Source organism: Mesonia hippocampi (assembly GCF_014197445.1).
Taxonomy (GTDB): Bacteria; Bacteroidota; Bacteroidia; order Flavobacteriales; family Flavobacteriaceae; genus Mesonia; species Mesonia hippocampi.
This window is the reverse complement of the sequence record NZ_JACIFO010000002.1, coordinates 143,127-159,971: the sequence shown is the minus strand read 5'-3', so window position 1 is coordinate 159,971 and position 16,845 is coordinate 143,127. Positions and strand designations below refer to the sequence as shown.

Below are 16,845 nucleotides of genomic sequence, written 5' to 3'. Positions count from 1 at the left end.
GAAAAAACATATTAATAATAGATAAAGAAAAAGTTGTCACATTTTAATTTTTCAGTCGTCTCTTAAGGGCGGTTAAGAAGTGATAAGAAATTAAATTATCCTAATCAATACGAAGATAAAACTAATATCTTTTTATATTTAACCAATCGTTAACAAAGAAACTATTAATATTTTTACAATTTGCATAGCTGTAAAAAAGAACAAAATTGCTAAAAGTTGAAGTAAAATGAATGATACCAACACTACGGTAGATGTTGCCGGCTTAAATGAAAAAATAGAGCGAGAAAGTGCTTTTATAGATTTGCTTACCGCAGAAATGAATAAGGTTATTGTAGGGCAAAGGCACATGGTAGAACGACTTTTAATAGGACTGCTAGGAAAAGGTCATATTCTATTAGAAGGAGTTCCTGGGTTAGCAAAAACCTTAGCGATTAACACCCTCTCTAAAGCAGTACAAGGAAGCTTTAGTAGAATTCAATTTACACCAGATTTATTACCCGCAGATGTTATAGGAACCATGATTTATAATGCTAAAGAAAATGATTTCAGCATAAAAAAAGGACCTATTTTTGCTAATTTTGTATTGGCCGACGAGATTAACCGTGCGCCCGCCAAAGTACAATCGGCATTGTTAGAAGCCATGCAAGAAAAGCAAGTAACTATTGGCGATAAAACCTTTGTTTTAGATAAACCATTCTTAGTAATGGCAACCCAAAACCCTGTAGAGCAGGAAGGAACTTATCCGCTTCCAGAAGCTCAAGTTGACCGTTTTATGCTAAAAACCGTTATCGATTACCCTAAACTAAACGAGGAACAATTGGTAATGCGAGCAAACCTAAACGGAAGTTTTGGTAGTGTAAATCCTGTGATTTCTGTTGAGCAAATATTGCGAGCACAAGAGGCCGTTAATCAGGTGTATATGGATGAGAAAATAGAAAAATACATCCTAGATATTATTTTTGCTACACGTTATCCAGACCGTTATAACCTTTCAGATTTAAGTCCGTTAATTTCCTTCGGAGCTTCCCCTCGTGGTAGCATCAATATGGCAAAAGCAGCAAAATGCTACGCTTTTATTAAACGAAGAGGTTTTGTGATTCCAGAAGATGTACGCGCAGTGGTACTCGATGTATTAAGGCATCGTATCGGTATAACTTACGAAGCTGAGGCCGAAAATATCACCTCGGAAGATATCGTAGGGAAAATCGTCAACGAAATCGAAGTGCCATAAGAAACGTCATTTTACCATTGTTGTTTTTTCAAGAAAAAGCGATTCTCTGTTAAGGAAATGACTAGATAAATTATGGATACGAAAGAGTTACTTAAAAAAGTTCGAAAAATAGAAATTAAAACACGAAGGTTAAGCAACCACGTTTTTGGAGGAGAATACCATTCTACTTTTAAAGGACGCGGGATGACCTTTAGTGAAGTACGCCAATATCAATTTGGCGACGATGTGCGTAATATAGATTGGAATGTTACGGCGCGCTATAACGAACCTTATGTAAAAGTTTTTGAAGAAGAAAGAGAACTCACCATGATGCTGTTGGTCGATGTCTCTGGCTCTCAGTTGTTCGGGACACAAGAACGTTTTAAAAAAGAAATTTTAACCGAAATTGCCGCAACGCTTGCCTTTTCGGCCACTCAGAATAACGATAAAATAGGGTTACTCCTTTTTTCAGACAGACCAGAGTTATACATTCCGCCCAAAAAAGGACGCTCGCACGTATTACGAATTATTCGAGAGTTATTAGAATTTAAACCAAAACACAAAGCAACCGATATTTCTTTAGCTTTTAAACACTTACAAAACGTGCTTAAAAAGAAAGCTATTGTTTTTGTGTTGTCAGATTTTATAGACGATAATTACCAACAACCCTTAAAAATTCTAGGTAAAAAGCACGACGTTACTGGGATAAGAGTTTACGATATCCGAGAACAAAAAATGCCGAATTTAGGTTTGGTAAGCATGCTAGATCAAGAAACAGGAGAGACTACTTTGGTAAATACAGGTTCTAAAAAAGTTAGGTTAGCGTACGAGAAATATTTTAAAGAACGAGAAGCTTATTTTAAAAACAGTTTTAGGTTAAGTGGTGCAGGCGTGGTAAATACTTGTGTAGGAGAAAATTATGTTAAAAAGCTATTGGGTTATTTTAAACAACGTGCTTAAGATGAAAAAGATTACGCATTTACATACCGTATTGATAGGCTTGGTGTTTTTACTCGTATCTTTTACAGGAAAAGCACAACAAGTAAACGCAGGGGTAGATTCTACAGCCTTTAAAATAGGAGAGCAAATTACCTATTGGTTAACTGCCGAAGCAGATACCAGTAAAGTTGTTGTTTTCCCCGAATCGCAAACATTTTTACCCTTAGAAATGGTAACATCGCTTAAACCCGATACAACTTTTTCAGGGAGAACATATAAAATACAGAAACCATATAAACTTACACAGTTTGATTCTGGAAAATATACAATTCCGCCACAAAAAGTAATCATTGGAAATCAGAAATTCCAAACCGATTCTATACAAGTATTGGTAAATAGCGTAAAAGTAGATACAACCAAGCAGGAAATGTTTCCTATAAAAACATCGGTAGCAATAAATCCGCCATCAAGTTTTCCTTGGTGGATTTTATGGGTATTGTTAGGCCTGGGAATACTTGCGGCACTTGTTCTTTTCTTATTAAAAAGAAAGAAAATTATAGAAGAAAAAAAACGCAAACTCCCTCCTTACGAGTACGCAATAAAAGCTTTGAGCCAGTTAGATGCTAATAACACGCTTGAAAAAGGCGACATTAAAACCTACTATTCTGTATTAACAGAAGCGGTAAAACGCTACATAGATGAGAAGATAGACGATAGCGCTTTAGAAAGCACAACAAACGAGTTGATAACAAGTTTAAAAGCACAAAAAGAACAAAATAAATTGCTTATTACCGATGAGGTGTTGGCAGAATTAGAAGCCATTCTTAAACGTGCCGATTTGGCAAAATTTGCGGCTGTTTTTTCGGATAGAATAACAGCAAAAGAAGACCGTAGCCGTACAGAAAAGCATATTGAAGCTTTGCGTGATGCAATTCCGCCACCAACCCCAGAAGAATTAGCGCAGGATTTGGTTTACCAAGAGGCATTGCAACAAAAACGAAAAAAACGCCGTAAACTCATCATTACAATAAGCGTTATTGCCGTTGTAGTTCTTGGCTTGTTAACCTATTTAGGCGTTAGCGGAGTTAATTTTGTAAAACAAAAATTTTTAGGAACTTCCACCAAAGAGCTTTTACAAACCAATTGGATAAGCAGTACTTATGGTTTTCCAGGAGTTTCTCTAACAACGCCAGAAGTGTTGATACGGCAAGGCATGGAGGATGCACAAGAAGTTATTAAACAAAATGCCAGTACAAGTATAGAGAGTTTCTCTTCCGGCGAAATTCAGCACAATTTATATGTAATGGTCAACACCATTAGTAGTGCTGAGCAATTAGAAATAGACCTTTCTAAAACCGTAGATGGGGTTTATGCCTTTATGGAGCAACAAGGGGCAGAAAATATTATGGTAAAAGATGAAAATTTTACCACCAATAGCGGTATAGAAGGAATACGTATTACAGGCTCATTTAATATATTGAATCCGCTAACTAAAAAAACGATAAAAAAAGCTTACCAAATTTTAAACTTTGGGGAGAAAGGCGGTTTTGAGCAAGTAATTGTAATTTATAACGATAATGATGAAGCTGCCGATGAGATAGCTAGCAGAATAGTAAATTCTGTAGATTTTAAAAATGATAATTAATGTTTAATTTTAGTAATTTTACTTTCGAGCACCCACAATGGTTTTGGTTATTTTTACTTTTACCATTACTTATTTTGTGGTACTTTTTTAAACGTAAAAAACAACGGGCAGCGGTTTATATCTCTAGCACCAAAGGTTTTCGTACAGCTCAAGGGGTGTTACCTAAATTACAGCCGCTATTATTCTTGTTAAAACTTATTGCCCTATCATTGCTTATCATCGCTATGGCAAGACCTCGTACAGTAGATGTTTCTACACGTACAAAAAATATGCAAGGGATAGATATTGTTATGGCAATAGATGTATCGGCAAGTATGCTGGCAAGAGATTTAAAACCAGATCGTTTAAGTTCATTAAAAGAAGTAGCTTCCGATTTTATAAAAGGAAGACCTAACGATAGGATAGGTCTGGTGGTATATTCTGGCGAAAGCTATACAAAAACACCCATTACAAGCGATAAAACCATTGTACAAAGCGCATTGGCAGACATTAAGTATTCTGAAATCTTAGAGGGAGGTACTGCTATAGGAATGGGGCTGGCATCTTCTGTAAACCGATTAAAAGATAGTAAGGCAAAAAGCAAAGTAATTATCTTGCTAACCGATGGGGTAAATAACTCTGGAGTTATAGACCCTAAAATTGCCGCAGAATTGGCAGTAGAATACAACATAAAAGTTTACACCATAGGTATAGGAACAAATGGTTATGCGTTAACTCCTGTAGCTGTTTATCCAAATGGTAAATTTCGTTATGCGAGAGTAAAAACAGAAATAGACGAGAAATTACTTCAGCAAATTGCAAGCGTAACTAAAGGAAAATATTTTAGGGCTACCGATAACGATGGGCTTCAGAAAATATACGACGAAATTAACAAATTGGAAAAAACCGACATCGAAGAGTTTAAATATTATAATTACGATGAAAAGTATAGGCCTCTTGTTATTCTTGCTTTGTTGTTGTTAATACTAGAAGTTTTATTAAGAAATACAATTTTTAGAAGTTTTGTATAAATGTTTGTATTAGAAGAAAAAATATATTTTTGGTTTCTACTAAGTTTACCTTTGGTAATCTTGGTTTATCTGCTATTGGTTTTATGGCGTAAAAAAACACAAAAAAAGTTTGCTTCGGCAGAACTACTTAAAAAATTAAGCCCTAATAAATCATCGTTTAAAGCTTTTTTGAAATTAGCTTGGTTATGCCTTGCTTTAGGATTTTTAACCATTGCTTTGGTAAATCCAAAGATGGGAGAACGTATGGAGACCATGAAACGTGAAGGAGTAGACGTTGTTTTTGCTATGGATGTTTCTAAAAGTATGCTTGCCGAAGATATAGCCCCTAACCGATTAGAAAAATCTAAACAATTGGTTAATCAAATTATCAATCAACTGGTTAGCGACCGCATAGGTATTGTTGCTTATGCCGGAAGTGCCTTCCCGCAGCTACCTATTACTACAGATTATAGCTCGGCAAGGTTGTTTCTGCAAAGTTTAAATACCGATATGCTATCAAGCCAAGGAACAGCCATTTACGAGGCAATTCAGCTAGCAGAAACCTATTATAATGATGATTCTCAAACCAACAGAGTACTTATTTTAATTAGTGACGGAGAGGACCACGAAGGCGATATAGAAGCTTATGCAGAAGATGCCGCCAAAAAAGGAATAAAAATTGTAACCATCGGAGTAGGTACAAAAAAAGGAGGGCCAATTCCTATTAAAGAAAGAGGCGTAACCCGAACCTATAAAAAAGATCGAAGCGGAGAAACCGTAATTACACGTTTAGACGAAAATACCCTAAAAAAAATAGCCCAAGAAACAAACGGAATTTATCTTGACGGAACCAATACAAAACAAGTAACAGAGGAACTAAAAAAATTCCTAGCAACGATAGAAAAGTCTGAATCGGAGACTAAAAAATATGCCGATTATAAAGACCAATTTCAATGGTTTTTAGCAATAGGAATTTTCTTTTTACTCCTAGAAGTACTTACACTTGATAGAAAAACAGCGTGGATTACAAAGCTGAATTTGTTTAATGAAAAGAAAGAAGATGAAGCTTAACTTTATAATCATAATATTATTAGGAATTTGTACGGGGAATCTTGCAAATGCGCAAACCAAACCTAATCAGCAACAAAAAGAAGCTCAGCGTTTAGCTGCCGAAGCTCAGCAAGCCCTAGCAGAAGGTAATTTTGAACAAGCCGAAGCTAAGTATAGAGAAGCAATTTCTAAAGACCCGAATAACCCAGATATAGTATACAACTTGGGTAACCTTTACTATACAAAAGAAAAAAATAAGGAAGCCGGGCAACGTTTGCACGGAAGCACAAAAGTAACCCAAAATAAAGCTGCAAAACATCGTGCGTTTCATAACTTAGGAAACACATTTATGAAACAAAAGCAGTACGAACAAGCAGTAGAAGCCTATAAAGAAGCTTTAAGAAATAACCCTACCGACGATGAAACACGGTATAACTATGCTTTGGCTAGAGAAAAACTAAAGCAGGAACAAGAAGAAAATAAAGATAAGAACGAGGATAAGAAAGACGACAAAGACGATAAGAATAAAGATCAAAATCAAGACCAACAAGATAATCAAGATAAGAAGGATAATAAAGAAGGTGGCGATAAAAAAGATGCCGATAAAAATAAAGATCAACAGGATAAAAACGAAAATCAGGATAAAGAAGATAAAAAACAGAATGATGATGCTGATAACAAAGAAAATCAGCAAAAAGAAGGCGATGAGAACGAGGAAAAAAATAAACCTGAACAAGACGAAGCTTCTCAAAACAAGCAGCCACAACCCATACAAGGGCAAATGTCTGAACAGCAAATTAAAAACTTGCTAGAAGCGATGGAAAACCAAGAACGCAAAGTGCAAGAGAAAATAAATGCAAAACGAGAAAGTAAAGGACAAAAACGAACTACAGATAAAGATTGGTAAATGAAAACAAAATTGCTAAGTATACTTTTTTTACTACTGGCAAGCTTTACGTTTGCCCAAGAGGTAGGATTTACAGCCAAAACAAATCGTGAAAAATTAGGGATTAACGAACGTTTACGTATAGATTTTACGATGACCGAAAATGGCGATAATTTTAATCCGCCAGACTTTAGAGGCTTTTCGGTAGTAGCAGGACCTAGTCAATCTATCAGAAATAGCTGGGTAAACGGAAAACGTAGCTTCGAAAAAACATATACCTACTACTTAAAACCTAATGCAAGAGGAAACTTTACCATAGGGCAAGCTACAGTAGAGATTAAGGGAGAGTTATATAAAACAACACCAATACCTATAAACGTTACAGCTGCCGTAAGCACACCTACCGATGGGGATAATCAAGAAATTTTATCCGATACAGATATCCACCTAATAGCCAAAGTGTCTAAAACAAAACCTTACTTAAACGAAGGTATTCTGGTAGAATATGTACTCTATGTAAGTCCAAAGGTAGAAATATCGAATTACAACATTATAGACTCTCCTAAATTTGCAGATTTTTGGAGTCAAGAAATAAACATAAAAAGTTTAAATTTTATAAACAGCACTTATAATGGAGAGCCATATAGAAAAGTGGTGCTGCAAAAATCGGTACTATATCCACAAAAAACGGGGAAACTAAAAATAGAGCCATTGGCAATATCGCTTGGGGTTGGTGTGCCTTCAAATAGGCGAGATATTTTTGGGAGACGACTATATGAAACCATAGACAAAACCGTTGCAGCTTCCGAGCGTACCATAGATGTACAACCTTTACCAGAAAAGGATAAGCCTGCCAATTTTACGGGAGCAGTCGGGAGTTTTGACTTTAGTGTAACTGCTTCTAGAACAAGTTTAGATGCTACAGAGTCGCTACAAGCAAAAGTAAGGGTTTCGGGAAAGGGGAACTTTAAACTCTTTGAAATACCAAGGTTAAAAACACCTGCCTCGCTAGAGGTTTATGAACCCGAACACCTCGAAAATGTTAATACAAACGAGCGAGGAATGTATGGTAATATTACCAATGCTTATACCATTGTACCTCAGCAAAAAGGGAAATACCCTATTCAGCCTATTTCTTTTTCGTATTTTGATGTAAACTCTAAAACGTACAAAACATTAACTTCAAAAGAAATTCTTATCACCGTAGAAAATGGCCCGTTAGCGAGCAGTACACCACAATACACTGGGGAAGAAAATAACACTTCTGTACAAAAACAACCTGTAGTATCTGCTGGGAAGCAATTTAAATATATTAAATTAGATGGGAATTTATCTGATAAAAAAGAAGAGGCATTTTTAGGAAGTTATACGTATTGGGGGCTTATGCTTCTTTCCTTAGGGAGTATTCCAATCTTATTTATGCTTCGTAAAAAAGCGGCTGTAAAAACACCAGAATCTGTAAATGCTTCTAAAAAAGCCGATAAGTTGGCAAAAAAATATTTATCTGCTGCAAAAAAGAATTTAGGAGATTCGCAGGCGTTTTATATCGCTTTAGAAAAAGCATTACATAATTATTTAAAAGCCAAACTAAGCCTATCTACAGCAGAAATGAGCAAAGAGAAAATAGAAGGTTTGCTGGAAGAAAAAGGCGTGGATACAATAACTATTCAGCAGTTTATTAAGTTGCTTAAAAGTTGCGAATTTGCACGATATGCACCCACATCTAGCACTGCAATACAGGAAGATTATAGTGCAGCAGTTCAAGTAATCACAAAACTCGATAAAGAAATTTAAAATGAAAACAATACTCTATATCCTGTTGTTTTTAGGAGTGAGTTTCAGTGGTAAAGCTCAGGATACTTCTCCTAAAAATTTGTTTAATCAGGCCACACAAGCTTATGCTGATGAAGCCTACGATAAAGCTATTGCAACGTATAATCAGCTTTTAGAACAGGGGCAAACCTCTGCTGCTTTATATTATAACCTGGCAAATGCATATTATAAATTAAATCAGGTAGCAGAAAGTATTTATTATTACGAGAAAGCCTTGCAATTATCGCCTAATGATAAAGATATACATAACAATTTAAGTTTTGCTAAAAACATGGCGCTTGATGCTATCGAGGAGCAACCCAAAACAGGTTTAACAAGGATATATGATAAGCTATCAAGTATTTTTGATACCACTACTTGGGCGTGGTTAAGTATTTTGTTTATGCTATTAGGAAGCCTATGTATAGGGGTTTATTTCTTTACAGGAAGTTCGTTTAAAAAGCGCTTATTTTTTAGTTTTAGTATGTTAAGCTTCTTTTTGGGTGTTTTAACATCGGTGGTAGCTTTTCAGCAACAGCAATACCTCCAAGCCAATACCTATGCTATTGTTTTTGAAGAAGAAGTTAGTGTGAAGTCTGAGCCTAATAACTCGAGCAGTAATGCGTTTTTACTTCATGCAGGAACAAAGGTTGAAGTTTTAGATAGCTTCAATACTTTTGTAAAAATAGCTTTGGCCGATGGCCGTGAAGGTTGGATTACAGAAAAAGCCGTTAAGCAATTGTAAATTAGCAGAGTCTTAACATCGTAAAAACTCAATTTTTTTATTTTTGCCAAAATACTTTTTTGTGAAAGCTAATATTGCCTACGTCTTATTTTTTGTTTTTACTTCATTTATTATATTGCCAACTTTGGTGACAATTATAGATGAAGAAGCAGATATTTCGTATGTGTTTAACCTTGCCGAAGAAGAGGAGAACTCTTCTAACTCTTCAGAGAAAAAAGTAGGTTTAGATCATTTAGATAAAAACTTTTTTCAAAACACCAATGCCTCTTTTTATTTAGGCATCGAAAAAGCATCCAATAACTTTATTTACTTACTTCATGCACAACAAATATATTTCGATTTGTTGTCGCCACCTCCCGAATTTCATACGCACATAAGCTAACTTGTTAGCTACAGGTAAAAGAATTAGTAACTCTAGGCTTAGCTAAGTTTCCTTTAGAAGCAACTTTTTGTAAGGACATGCTTAGGCTTTGTATGCTTATTCTTTATCATAACTAACAAGTGTTATTAATTATTTTTTTAATAAGAAGTAACTGCGTTGTAGTTATTTCCAAAACTTATATTGAGTATGTTTAAATATTTAAATAAAGACCTGCCAGCGAGTTTGGTAGTGTTTTTTGTTGCACTTCCGCTGTGTTTAGGAATAGCCTTAGCAAGTGGAGCGCCTTTGTTTTCTGGTTTAATAGCAGGAATAGTAGGCGGTGTTGTTGTTGGTGCAATTAGCGGTTCGCAACTTGGCGTAAGCGGACCCGCAGCAGGACTTGCTGTAATCGTTTTAGGCGCTATTGCCACCCTTGGAAGCTTTGAGAATTTTCTGGTAGCTGTTGTTATCGGTGGGGTTTTTCAAATAATTTTAGGCGTTTTAAAAGCAGGAGTTATTGGGTATTATTTTCCTTCATCGGTAATTAAAGGAATGCTTGCTGGGATAGGGATTATTATTTTTTTAAAGCAGTTGCCTTTTGCACTGGGAGTTGATGCAGATGCATTAACCCAAGAAGTAGCTAGCACAGACCTGCTAGCCGTTATGGGTAATTTTGCTAGTTATATTACTCCGGGAGCCATACTGGTTACAGTTGTCTCACTAGCTATATTGTTATTGTGGGAGAAAATATTGGTGAAAAAGAGTAAACTATTTACCATTATTCCAGGGCCTTTGGTAGCCGTAGCGGTAGGTATTTTTTATCAAGTTACATTTTCGGCACACGGAGCTTTAGCCATTCCTGCAAGTAGTTTGGTGCAAGTACCTGTACCAGATAGTATATCGGGCTTTTTGGGGCAGTTTACACTTCCTAATTTTGCTGTGATTACCAATCCTCAAGTTTGGGTAGTTGGAATTACCATTGCCATTGTTGCAAGTTTAGAAACTTTACTTTGTGTAGAAGCTACCGATAAACTTGATCCAGAAAAACGCGTTACACCTACCAATAGAGAATTATTTGCACAGGGAGCAGGAAATATTATTTCGGGTCTTATAGGAGGCTTGCCAATTACGCAAGTAATTGTAAGGAGTTCGGCCAATATGCAATCGGGAGGAAAAACAAAAATGTCAGCAATTTTACATGGACTTTTTATTTTACTTTCCATTATTACTATTCCTGTATTATTAAACTTGATTCCGTTAGCCGTTTTAGCCGCAATATTACTTATTGTGGGATATAAACTGGCAAAGCCAAGTTTGTTTAAACAAATGTATAGCCTAGGGAAAGGTCAATTTCTACCTTTTTTAATTACGGTGTTAGGAATTGTTTTTACAGATTTACTAACAGGAATAGGTTTAGGGCTCGCCGTTGGGGTGGTTATTATTTTATTAAATAGCTATAGAAATTCTCATTTCCTTCATAAAGAAGGCTACGAAGTAAACGATGGTAAATATAAAATGACATTGGCCGAGGAGGTTACCTTTTTAAATAAAGGCGCAATCTCTAGAGAGTTACATAACCTGCCTAATAATTCGTTTTTAGAATTTAATGTTACAAAAACCAAAGCATTAGATTACGATATTATCGAAATTTTAGACGAATTCTCCATTAGAGCAAAAGAAAAAAACATCACAATTAAATTAATTTCAGAAAAAGGAATTATTGAAAACCCTGTTAGTTACAGTGCGTTTTTTAGTAATAAAATATCCGCTTAAATAAAAATATTATGGGAAAAGCATTTTATAAAAAAATATTAGAGAACAATAAAACTTGGATTGCTGCAAAAACAGATCAAGATAAAGCATATTTTAAACGATTAGAGAAAGGACAAGAGCCGCCATTGTTGTGGATAGGCTGTGCCGATAGTCGCGTGCCTACCAATACGCTGTTAGGGGCAGAACCAGGAGAAGTATTTGTACACCGTAATATTGCCAATATGGTAATACATACAGACATGAATTTATTAAGTGTGTTAGATTATGCTGTAAATGCCCTAAAAGTAGAGCATATTATTGTATGCGGGCATTATGGTTGCGGAGGTGTTAAAGCCGCTATGAGCGATTCTAGTGTGGGGTTAATAGACAATTGGCTTAGAAACATACGCGATGTTTATAAAATACACCAACAAGAGTTAGATGCAATTCCTGATGAGCAAAAACGTTGGGATAAATTTGTAGAATTTAACGTGCAAGAACAAGTAAGCCATGTGGCAGAAACATCTATTGTGCAACAAGCATGGGCAAATAAACAAAGCCTAACCGTTCATGGATGGGTGTATGATATTGGCTCTGGCGGGATAAATGATTTAGAAATAGACATGTCTAATATAAATCAGCTTGTAAAAACACATAAGCTTACTTTATAAAAAAGACAGTTGCTAGTTATGCTTAAAAAAGCCCTTCCTACTACCAGGAGGGGCTTTTCTGTAAAATTATTTTGCTAGATAACTTCAGAAACCGATGTGTTGGTGCTTGGAGACTCCTCCTGAGTTTCCAAAAAATCGTTTACCGCTGGGATAACCTCTGGAATAAGGCTTTTAATAGGTTCGTACAAAATACTTTCGCTTAATAAACTTTCGGTAACCAAAGCTGTGCTGTTGTTTATTTTTTCAAAAACAAACGTTAGGATACTTAAGAGTAAAGCAATTTTTAAAACCCCAAAAAGTCCTCCCAATATGCGGTTAACTAAGCCTAGTGCAACAAAGTGTACAAGCTTTGTTAAGAGTTTTCCTAAAAAAGCAATCACAATAAAAACCCCAATAAAAGTAAGGCTAAAAGCAATAATTTTTATGATATTTTCATTCCAGTTAGTGTACCCAATAAGAATATTTTGCATAAAGTAAGCGTACTTTATCGCAGCATAAACCCCTCCTAAAAGAGCAATTAACGAGCTTAATTCAATAATAAGACCTTTACTTAGCCCACGTATAAGCCCAATAAGGAGTAAAACAATAAATACAATATCAATTCCATTCATATTTCAAATATAGGTTAAAATTAAAAAATGTGTTTATTATCTTTGCGGTATGACAAGAGATGAAGATTTAAAACGCCGTTGGGAAGAAGTTCAGCAAAAACTATCTACACAATTTGCCGAAGGAGAACTCCTTGAGCTAGATGCTATTATCTACCTTATTGGTGTGCAAGAATTAGGGCAATTGCATAGACGCTTTAAAAAAGATCAGAAAATAGACCTTATGCATATTGCTGTATGCAGGTTATTAGAACCTTACGGGTATTATGAATTTGATTATTTTGATGACGACGGCTGGCCACATTATAAAGTTTTAGATAAATTACCTAACCTAAAAGCAGGCGAACAAGCGATCATGATGAAAGAAGCCGTTGTGAATTATTTTCTAGAGAAAGATTTTATTGCCTAAAGCCAACAAATTTATACCTTTGCCAAGCTGATAATTTTAGTTATGATGATTGATAAAATAAAAAACCATATTGCCGATGTAGAACGTTTTGTTTCTGATAATATGGAAGAAATAGAACAGTTTCGTATTAAATATTTAGGAAAAAAAGGAATTTTAAACGAGTTTTTTGCAGCTTTTAAAGATGTTCCTAACGAAACAAAAAAAGAGTATGGGCAAGTTATTAATCAATTAAAAACCAAAGCGCAAGAAAAAGTTACTTTGTTAAAAGAAGCTTGGGAAAATGCACAAGAAGAAAACGGCATTTATGGAGATTTATCTCGCCCAGGAGAACCCGTAACCCTAGGAAGCAGGCATCCAATATCTATTGTTAAAAACAGGATCATAGAAGTGTTTTCTAACATTGGGTTTAATGTTTCTGAAGGGCCAGAAATCGAGGACGATTGGCATAACTTCTCTGCACTTAATTTACCAGAGTATCACCCCGCAAGAGATATGCAGGATACCTTTTTTATCCAGAAAAATCCTGAAGATATTTTATTGCGCACCCATACCTCTAGCGTGCAAGTACGCTATATGGACGAGCACAAACCACCTATTAGAACCATTTCTCCTGGGCGTGTGTTTAGAAACGAGGCTATTTCGGCCCGTTCACACTGCATATTCCATCAGGTAGAAGGTTTGTATATAGATAAAAATGTTTCGTTTGCCGATTTAAAACAAACCTTGCTTTATTTTACAAAAGAGATGTTTGGGAAATCAAAAATACGCTTACGTCCATCCTATTTTCCTTTTACAGAACCTAGTGCCGAGATAGATATTTATTGGGGCCTAGAAACCGAAACCGATTACCGGATCACTAAAGGTACAGGTTGGCTAGAGATAGGAGGTTGCGGAATGGTAGATCCTAACGTATTAAAAAATTGTAATATAGACCCAGAAGAGTATTCAGGTTTTGCTTTTGGGATGGGAATAGAGCGTATTGCAATGCTGTTATATCAAATTGGAGATATCAGAATGTTTTATGAAAATGATGTACGCTTCTTAGAGCAATTTAAATCAATTGTATAAATTTTTTATTTTTTCAAGAATCTAAAAAATAGCAAATGAAAAAAGACATTGAAATTCCTAAAGTAGAAGGTGTTTATGTTGTTGCAGTAAAACAATGGAATAAATTTTTTAATATGCACGACTGGAATGTGTTTTTGGTAAACAAAAATAACTTTCCAATTACAGATGCTATTATTGTAAGTAAAGGTTACAAGGGGAGTACACTTACTTCTACCATGCGGCATAAATTAGCGGTTTTACCTGTAAAAAGCTATGCCAAAATAGAGTTGTTACAACCCGAATTATTAAGTTTAACCAACGAGTTTTCGGTATCTTATTTTATAGAAAATAAAATGTTTCACAAGAACTTTAAATTTCTTCCTAACAGTATAAAAGAGACTAATTTAGGAGAAATCCCGATAATGACAGAACAAGGAATCGAGGCTACCTAATGGGTAGCCTTTTTCTTTTTTAAATTCATAAATACAATGGCAAGTAGAATAAGTATAATTCCTAACCATTGGTAGTTGTTTATACGTTCTCCTAGTAAGAAAAACGCCATAAAAACTGCTACAGGAAGTTCTACAGCGGTAATAATAGCACCCGTACCCATATTTATTTTAGGCATTCCTAGTGTCATGAATAATGGCGGTAGAATAGTGCCGAAAAGGGCTAAAATAATCCCCCAAGGAAAAAATACGCTTAAATCGATGGGTTGCTGTTTAAAAGCAACAATAAGTCCTACAATAATAAACCCGCCAAGCAACATATAAGTACTGCGTGTTACGGCATGCAGGTGCGGGGCAATTTTGTTGGAAGTAAATATTGTTGCGGTGTATGATAAAGCAGCAAGCATTCCAAAACCAAGTCCGCGGTAATCTACTTTAAACTCTTCAAAAAGCACATTGGTGGCCAACAATGTACCCGTAAGTACAGCAACAACAGCTATTGTTTTTTTTACCGAAGGAAATTTTTTGTCTATCAAGGCATCTACCACCACACTTATCCATACGCTTTGCATTAATAAAACAATCCCGATAGAAACCGAGATATATTGCACGGCGAGGTAATAAAAAATACTGGTAAGCCCTAATGAGCTTCCTGCAATAATTAATTGTGTTCTATCTTTTACAAGGATCTTTTCTTTTGTCTGAGTCTTTCGGGTTTTTAAAAATAGGCTTATTAAAAGCATTCCTGTAAAGCCTAAAAACAGCTGAGCCAAGGTTACCTCGTAGGTGTTGTAACCTTCTTTATAAGCCATTTTTACAAAGGTGGTTAGCATCCCGTAACTGGCGGCTGCAATCCCTACCAAGATGCCTCCTTTTAATGCTGCATTTTTCATTTGTAGATGTTAGTTTAGCTTATCGGTAAGTTTTGCAAATACTTTTTTAGGATTTTTATTTTCATAAAGCACCTGATAGACCGCATTAATAATAGGGGTTTTAGCTTTTTTCTTTCCGGCGGCTGTGTTTATAGCGTATGCGCTTTTTGTAGCATAATAGCCTTCGGCAACCATGTTCATTTCTAATTGTGCACTTTTTACGGTATAGCCTTTTCCTATCATGTTTCCAAACATTCGGTTTCGGCTAAAAACAGAGTAACCCGTAACCAATAAATCGCCTAGGTAAGCAGAGTCGTTAATGTTTCGTTTCATCTGATAACGTTTTTTTATAAAACGTTTCATTTCCCTGATGGCATTACTCATTAAAACACTTTGAAAATTATCACCATAGCCTAAGCCGTGTGCAATTCCTGCGGCAATGGCATAAATGTTTTTAAGCACAGCAGCATATTCGGTACCAATAATGTCTTCGGTAGTTTTGCATTTTATATAATCGCTGCTTAGGTAGTTGGCAATAAGGCTTGCCTCAGTTTCATCGGCACATGCAATGGTAAGGTAAGATAGGCGTTCTAGAGCTACTTCTTCAGCATGGCAAGGCCCTGTAATTACCGCTATTTTTTCAAACGGAATTTGGTAAGATTCATTAAAATGTTCACCTACAATAAGGCTTGTTTCTGGTACAATCCCTTTTATGGCACTAATAATGGTTTTTCCTGCTAAGCTAGTTGTGAGCTTTTCGAGCTCATTTTGTAAAAAAGCCGAAGGTACAGCAAAAACAACGTGTGTAGCTTCTGCGATGGCTTCGTTTATATTGGCAGTAAGCATGAGTTGCTCGGTGTTGTATTCTACAGAGCTTAAGTAATTAGGGTTGTGTTTTTCTGTAAGTATATATTCTATAGCATTAGTATTACGCATATACCACCACAGGCTATCTGCATTTTCGCATAGCATTTTTACAATGGCAGAAGCCCAACTTCCTCCTCCTATAACAGCAAATACAGGCGTATTTTTCATAGAAAAATTTTTGGTAAAGGTAAGTAAATTTTTAAAGTTGTATTTTAAATTATGTTTAAAGCCTAACACGCAGCTGTAAGAAGATAACTATACGGTAAAAACTTTAAGTGATATTGGAAACAATTCAGCTATAACTTTAACATATTTAATTTAAAATATATACAATTAAAATAAGAACATAGACGTTATTATAATAGATTTTTGGTTGGTTATTTAGTTAAAGCCGCTTTGCTTTTTGAGTAAAACGGCTTTACTTTTTTCAAATTTTATCAGAAACAATAATTAAGCCCGTATTTAATTATTATTGGACGCTTACATAAGCATAAGCAGATATCTGTTTATCTTTGTACGGCTATAAGTTTAGT

The 16,845-nt window shown here is 35.4% G+C and carries 17 protein-coding genes; 14 read left to right on the top strand and 3 right to left on the bottom strand.

Annotated elements, in window-relative coordinates; genetic code table 11:
• Positions 1-226: 226 nt before the first annotated feature.
• From GGR32_RS02880 to GGR32_RS02830, 11 genes are all read left to right on the top strand, one after another.
• A complete protein-coding gene (locus tag GGR32_RS02880; protein WP_183476192.1) occupies positions 227-1,231 on the top strand; it encodes an AAA family ATPase in 1,005 nt (334 codons plus the stop codon).
• A 72-nt stretch (positions 1,232-1,303) separates the two neighbouring features.
• Positions 1,304-2,170 (top strand): DUF58 domain-containing protein, encoded by an 867-nt coding sequence (locus tag GGR32_RS02875; protein WP_183476189.1) that lies wholly within the window; start codon positions 1,304-1,306, stop codon positions 2,168-2,170.
• 1 nt (position 2,171) lies between these two features.
• Positions 2,172-3,794: a DUF4381 domain-containing protein gene (locus tag GGR32_RS02870; RefSeq protein ID WP_183476186.1), complete on the top strand. Its 1,623-nt coding sequence runs from the start codon at positions 2,172-2,174 to the stop codon at positions 3,792-3,794.
• Positions 3,794-4,804, top strand: a complete 1,011-nt coding sequence (locus GGR32_RS02865; RefSeq protein WP_183476183.1) for a vWA domain-containing protein — start codon at positions 3,794-3,796, stop codon at positions 4,802-4,804. The genes GGR32_RS02870 and GGR32_RS02865 overlap by 1 nt, the downstream gene beginning before the upstream one ends.
• Positions 4,805-5,854 (top strand): VWA domain-containing protein, encoded by a 1,050-nt coding sequence (locus tag GGR32_RS02860; RefSeq protein WP_183476180.1) that lies wholly within the window; start codon positions 4,805-4,807, stop codon positions 5,852-5,854. It abuts the gene before it with no gap.
• Positions 5,829-6,740, top strand: a complete 912-nt coding sequence (locus tag GGR32_RS02855) for a tetratricopeptide repeat protein (protein ID WP_183476177.1) — start codon at positions 5,829-5,831, stop codon at positions 6,738-6,740. Before GGR32_RS02860 ends, GGR32_RS02855 begins: the two co-directional genes overlap by 26 nt.
• Entirely contained in the window at positions 6,741-8,513 is a 1,773-nt protein-coding gene (locus GGR32_RS02850; protein WP_183476175.1) for a BatD family protein, read from the top strand. It abuts the gene before it with no gap.
• A gap of 1 nt (position 8,514) precedes the next feature.
• The gene (locus tag GGR32_RS02845) at positions 8,515-9,276 is read left to right on the top strand and encodes an SH3 domain-containing protein (protein ID WP_183476173.1); all 762 of its coding nucleotides are present in this window, start codon (positions 8,515-8,517) and stop codon (positions 9,274-9,276) included.
• A 61-nt stretch (positions 9,277-9,337) separates the two neighbouring features.
• Positions 9,338-9,658, top strand: a complete 321-nt coding sequence (locus GGR32_RS02840; protein ID WP_183476171.1) for a hypothetical protein — start codon at positions 9,338-9,340, stop codon at positions 9,656-9,658.
• Between the two features lie 186 nt (positions 9,659-9,844).
• Positions 9,845-11,410 carry a SulP family inorganic anion transporter gene (locus GGR32_RS02835; RefSeq protein WP_183476169.1) on the top strand — a complete coding sequence of 522 codons (1,566 nt, stop codon included), beginning with the start codon at positions 9,845-9,847 and terminating at the stop codon, positions 11,408-11,410.
• Between the two features lie 11 nt (positions 11,411-11,421).
• Positions 11,422-12,060 (top strand): carbonic anhydrase, encoded by a 639-nt coding sequence (locus GGR32_RS02830; RefSeq protein WP_183476167.1) that lies wholly within the window; start codon positions 11,422-11,424, stop codon positions 12,058-12,060.
• A gap of 74 nt (positions 12,061-12,134) precedes the next feature.
• Here GGR32_RS02830 and GGR32_RS02825 read toward each other — a convergent pair whose 3' ends face one another.
• Complete coding sequence (locus GGR32_RS02825; RefSeq protein ID WP_183476165.1) at positions 12,135-12,671, bottom strand: CvpA family protein; 537 nt, start codon at positions 12,669-12,671, stop codon at positions 12,135-12,137.
• 49 nt (positions 12,672-12,720) lie between these two features.
• Between GGR32_RS02825 and GGR32_RS02820 the strand changes: the two genes are divergently transcribed.
• The 3 genes from GGR32_RS02820 to GGR32_RS02810 are packed head-to-tail and all read left to right on the top strand — an operon-like array spanning position 12,721 to position 14,576.
• Positions 12,721-13,077, top strand: a complete 357-nt coding sequence (locus tag GGR32_RS02820) for a hypothetical protein (RefSeq protein WP_183476163.1) — start codon at positions 12,721-12,723, stop codon at positions 13,075-13,077.
• A 45-nt stretch (positions 13,078-13,122) separates the two neighbouring features.
• Complete coding sequence (pheS, locus tag GGR32_RS02815; protein ID WP_183476742.1) at positions 13,123-14,145, top strand: phenylalanine--tRNA ligase subunit alpha; 1,023 nt, start codon at positions 13,123-13,125, stop codon at positions 14,143-14,145.
• 35 nt (positions 14,146-14,180) lie between these two features.
• Positions 14,181-14,576 carry a hypothetical protein gene (locus GGR32_RS02810; RefSeq protein ID WP_183476160.1) on the top strand — a complete coding sequence of 132 codons (396 nt, stop codon included), beginning with the start codon at positions 14,181-14,183 and terminating at the stop codon, positions 14,574-14,576.
• On the opposite strand, the gene GGR32_RS02805 is transcribed toward GGR32_RS02810, so the two are convergent.
• Positions 14,573-15,466 (bottom strand): EamA family transporter, encoded by an 894-nt coding sequence (locus tag GGR32_RS02805; protein WP_183476157.1) that lies wholly within the window; start codon positions 15,464-15,466, stop codon positions 14,573-14,575. The genes GGR32_RS02810 and GGR32_RS02805 overlap by 4 nt on opposite strands.
• Positions 15,467-15,475: 9 nt before the next feature.
• Positions 15,476-16,480: an NAD(P)H-dependent glycerol-3-phosphate dehydrogenase gene (locus GGR32_RS02800; protein ID WP_183476154.1), complete on the bottom strand. Its 1,005-nt coding sequence runs from the start codon at positions 16,478-16,480 to the stop codon at positions 15,476-15,478.
• Positions 16,481-16,845: the final 365 nt, after the last annotated feature.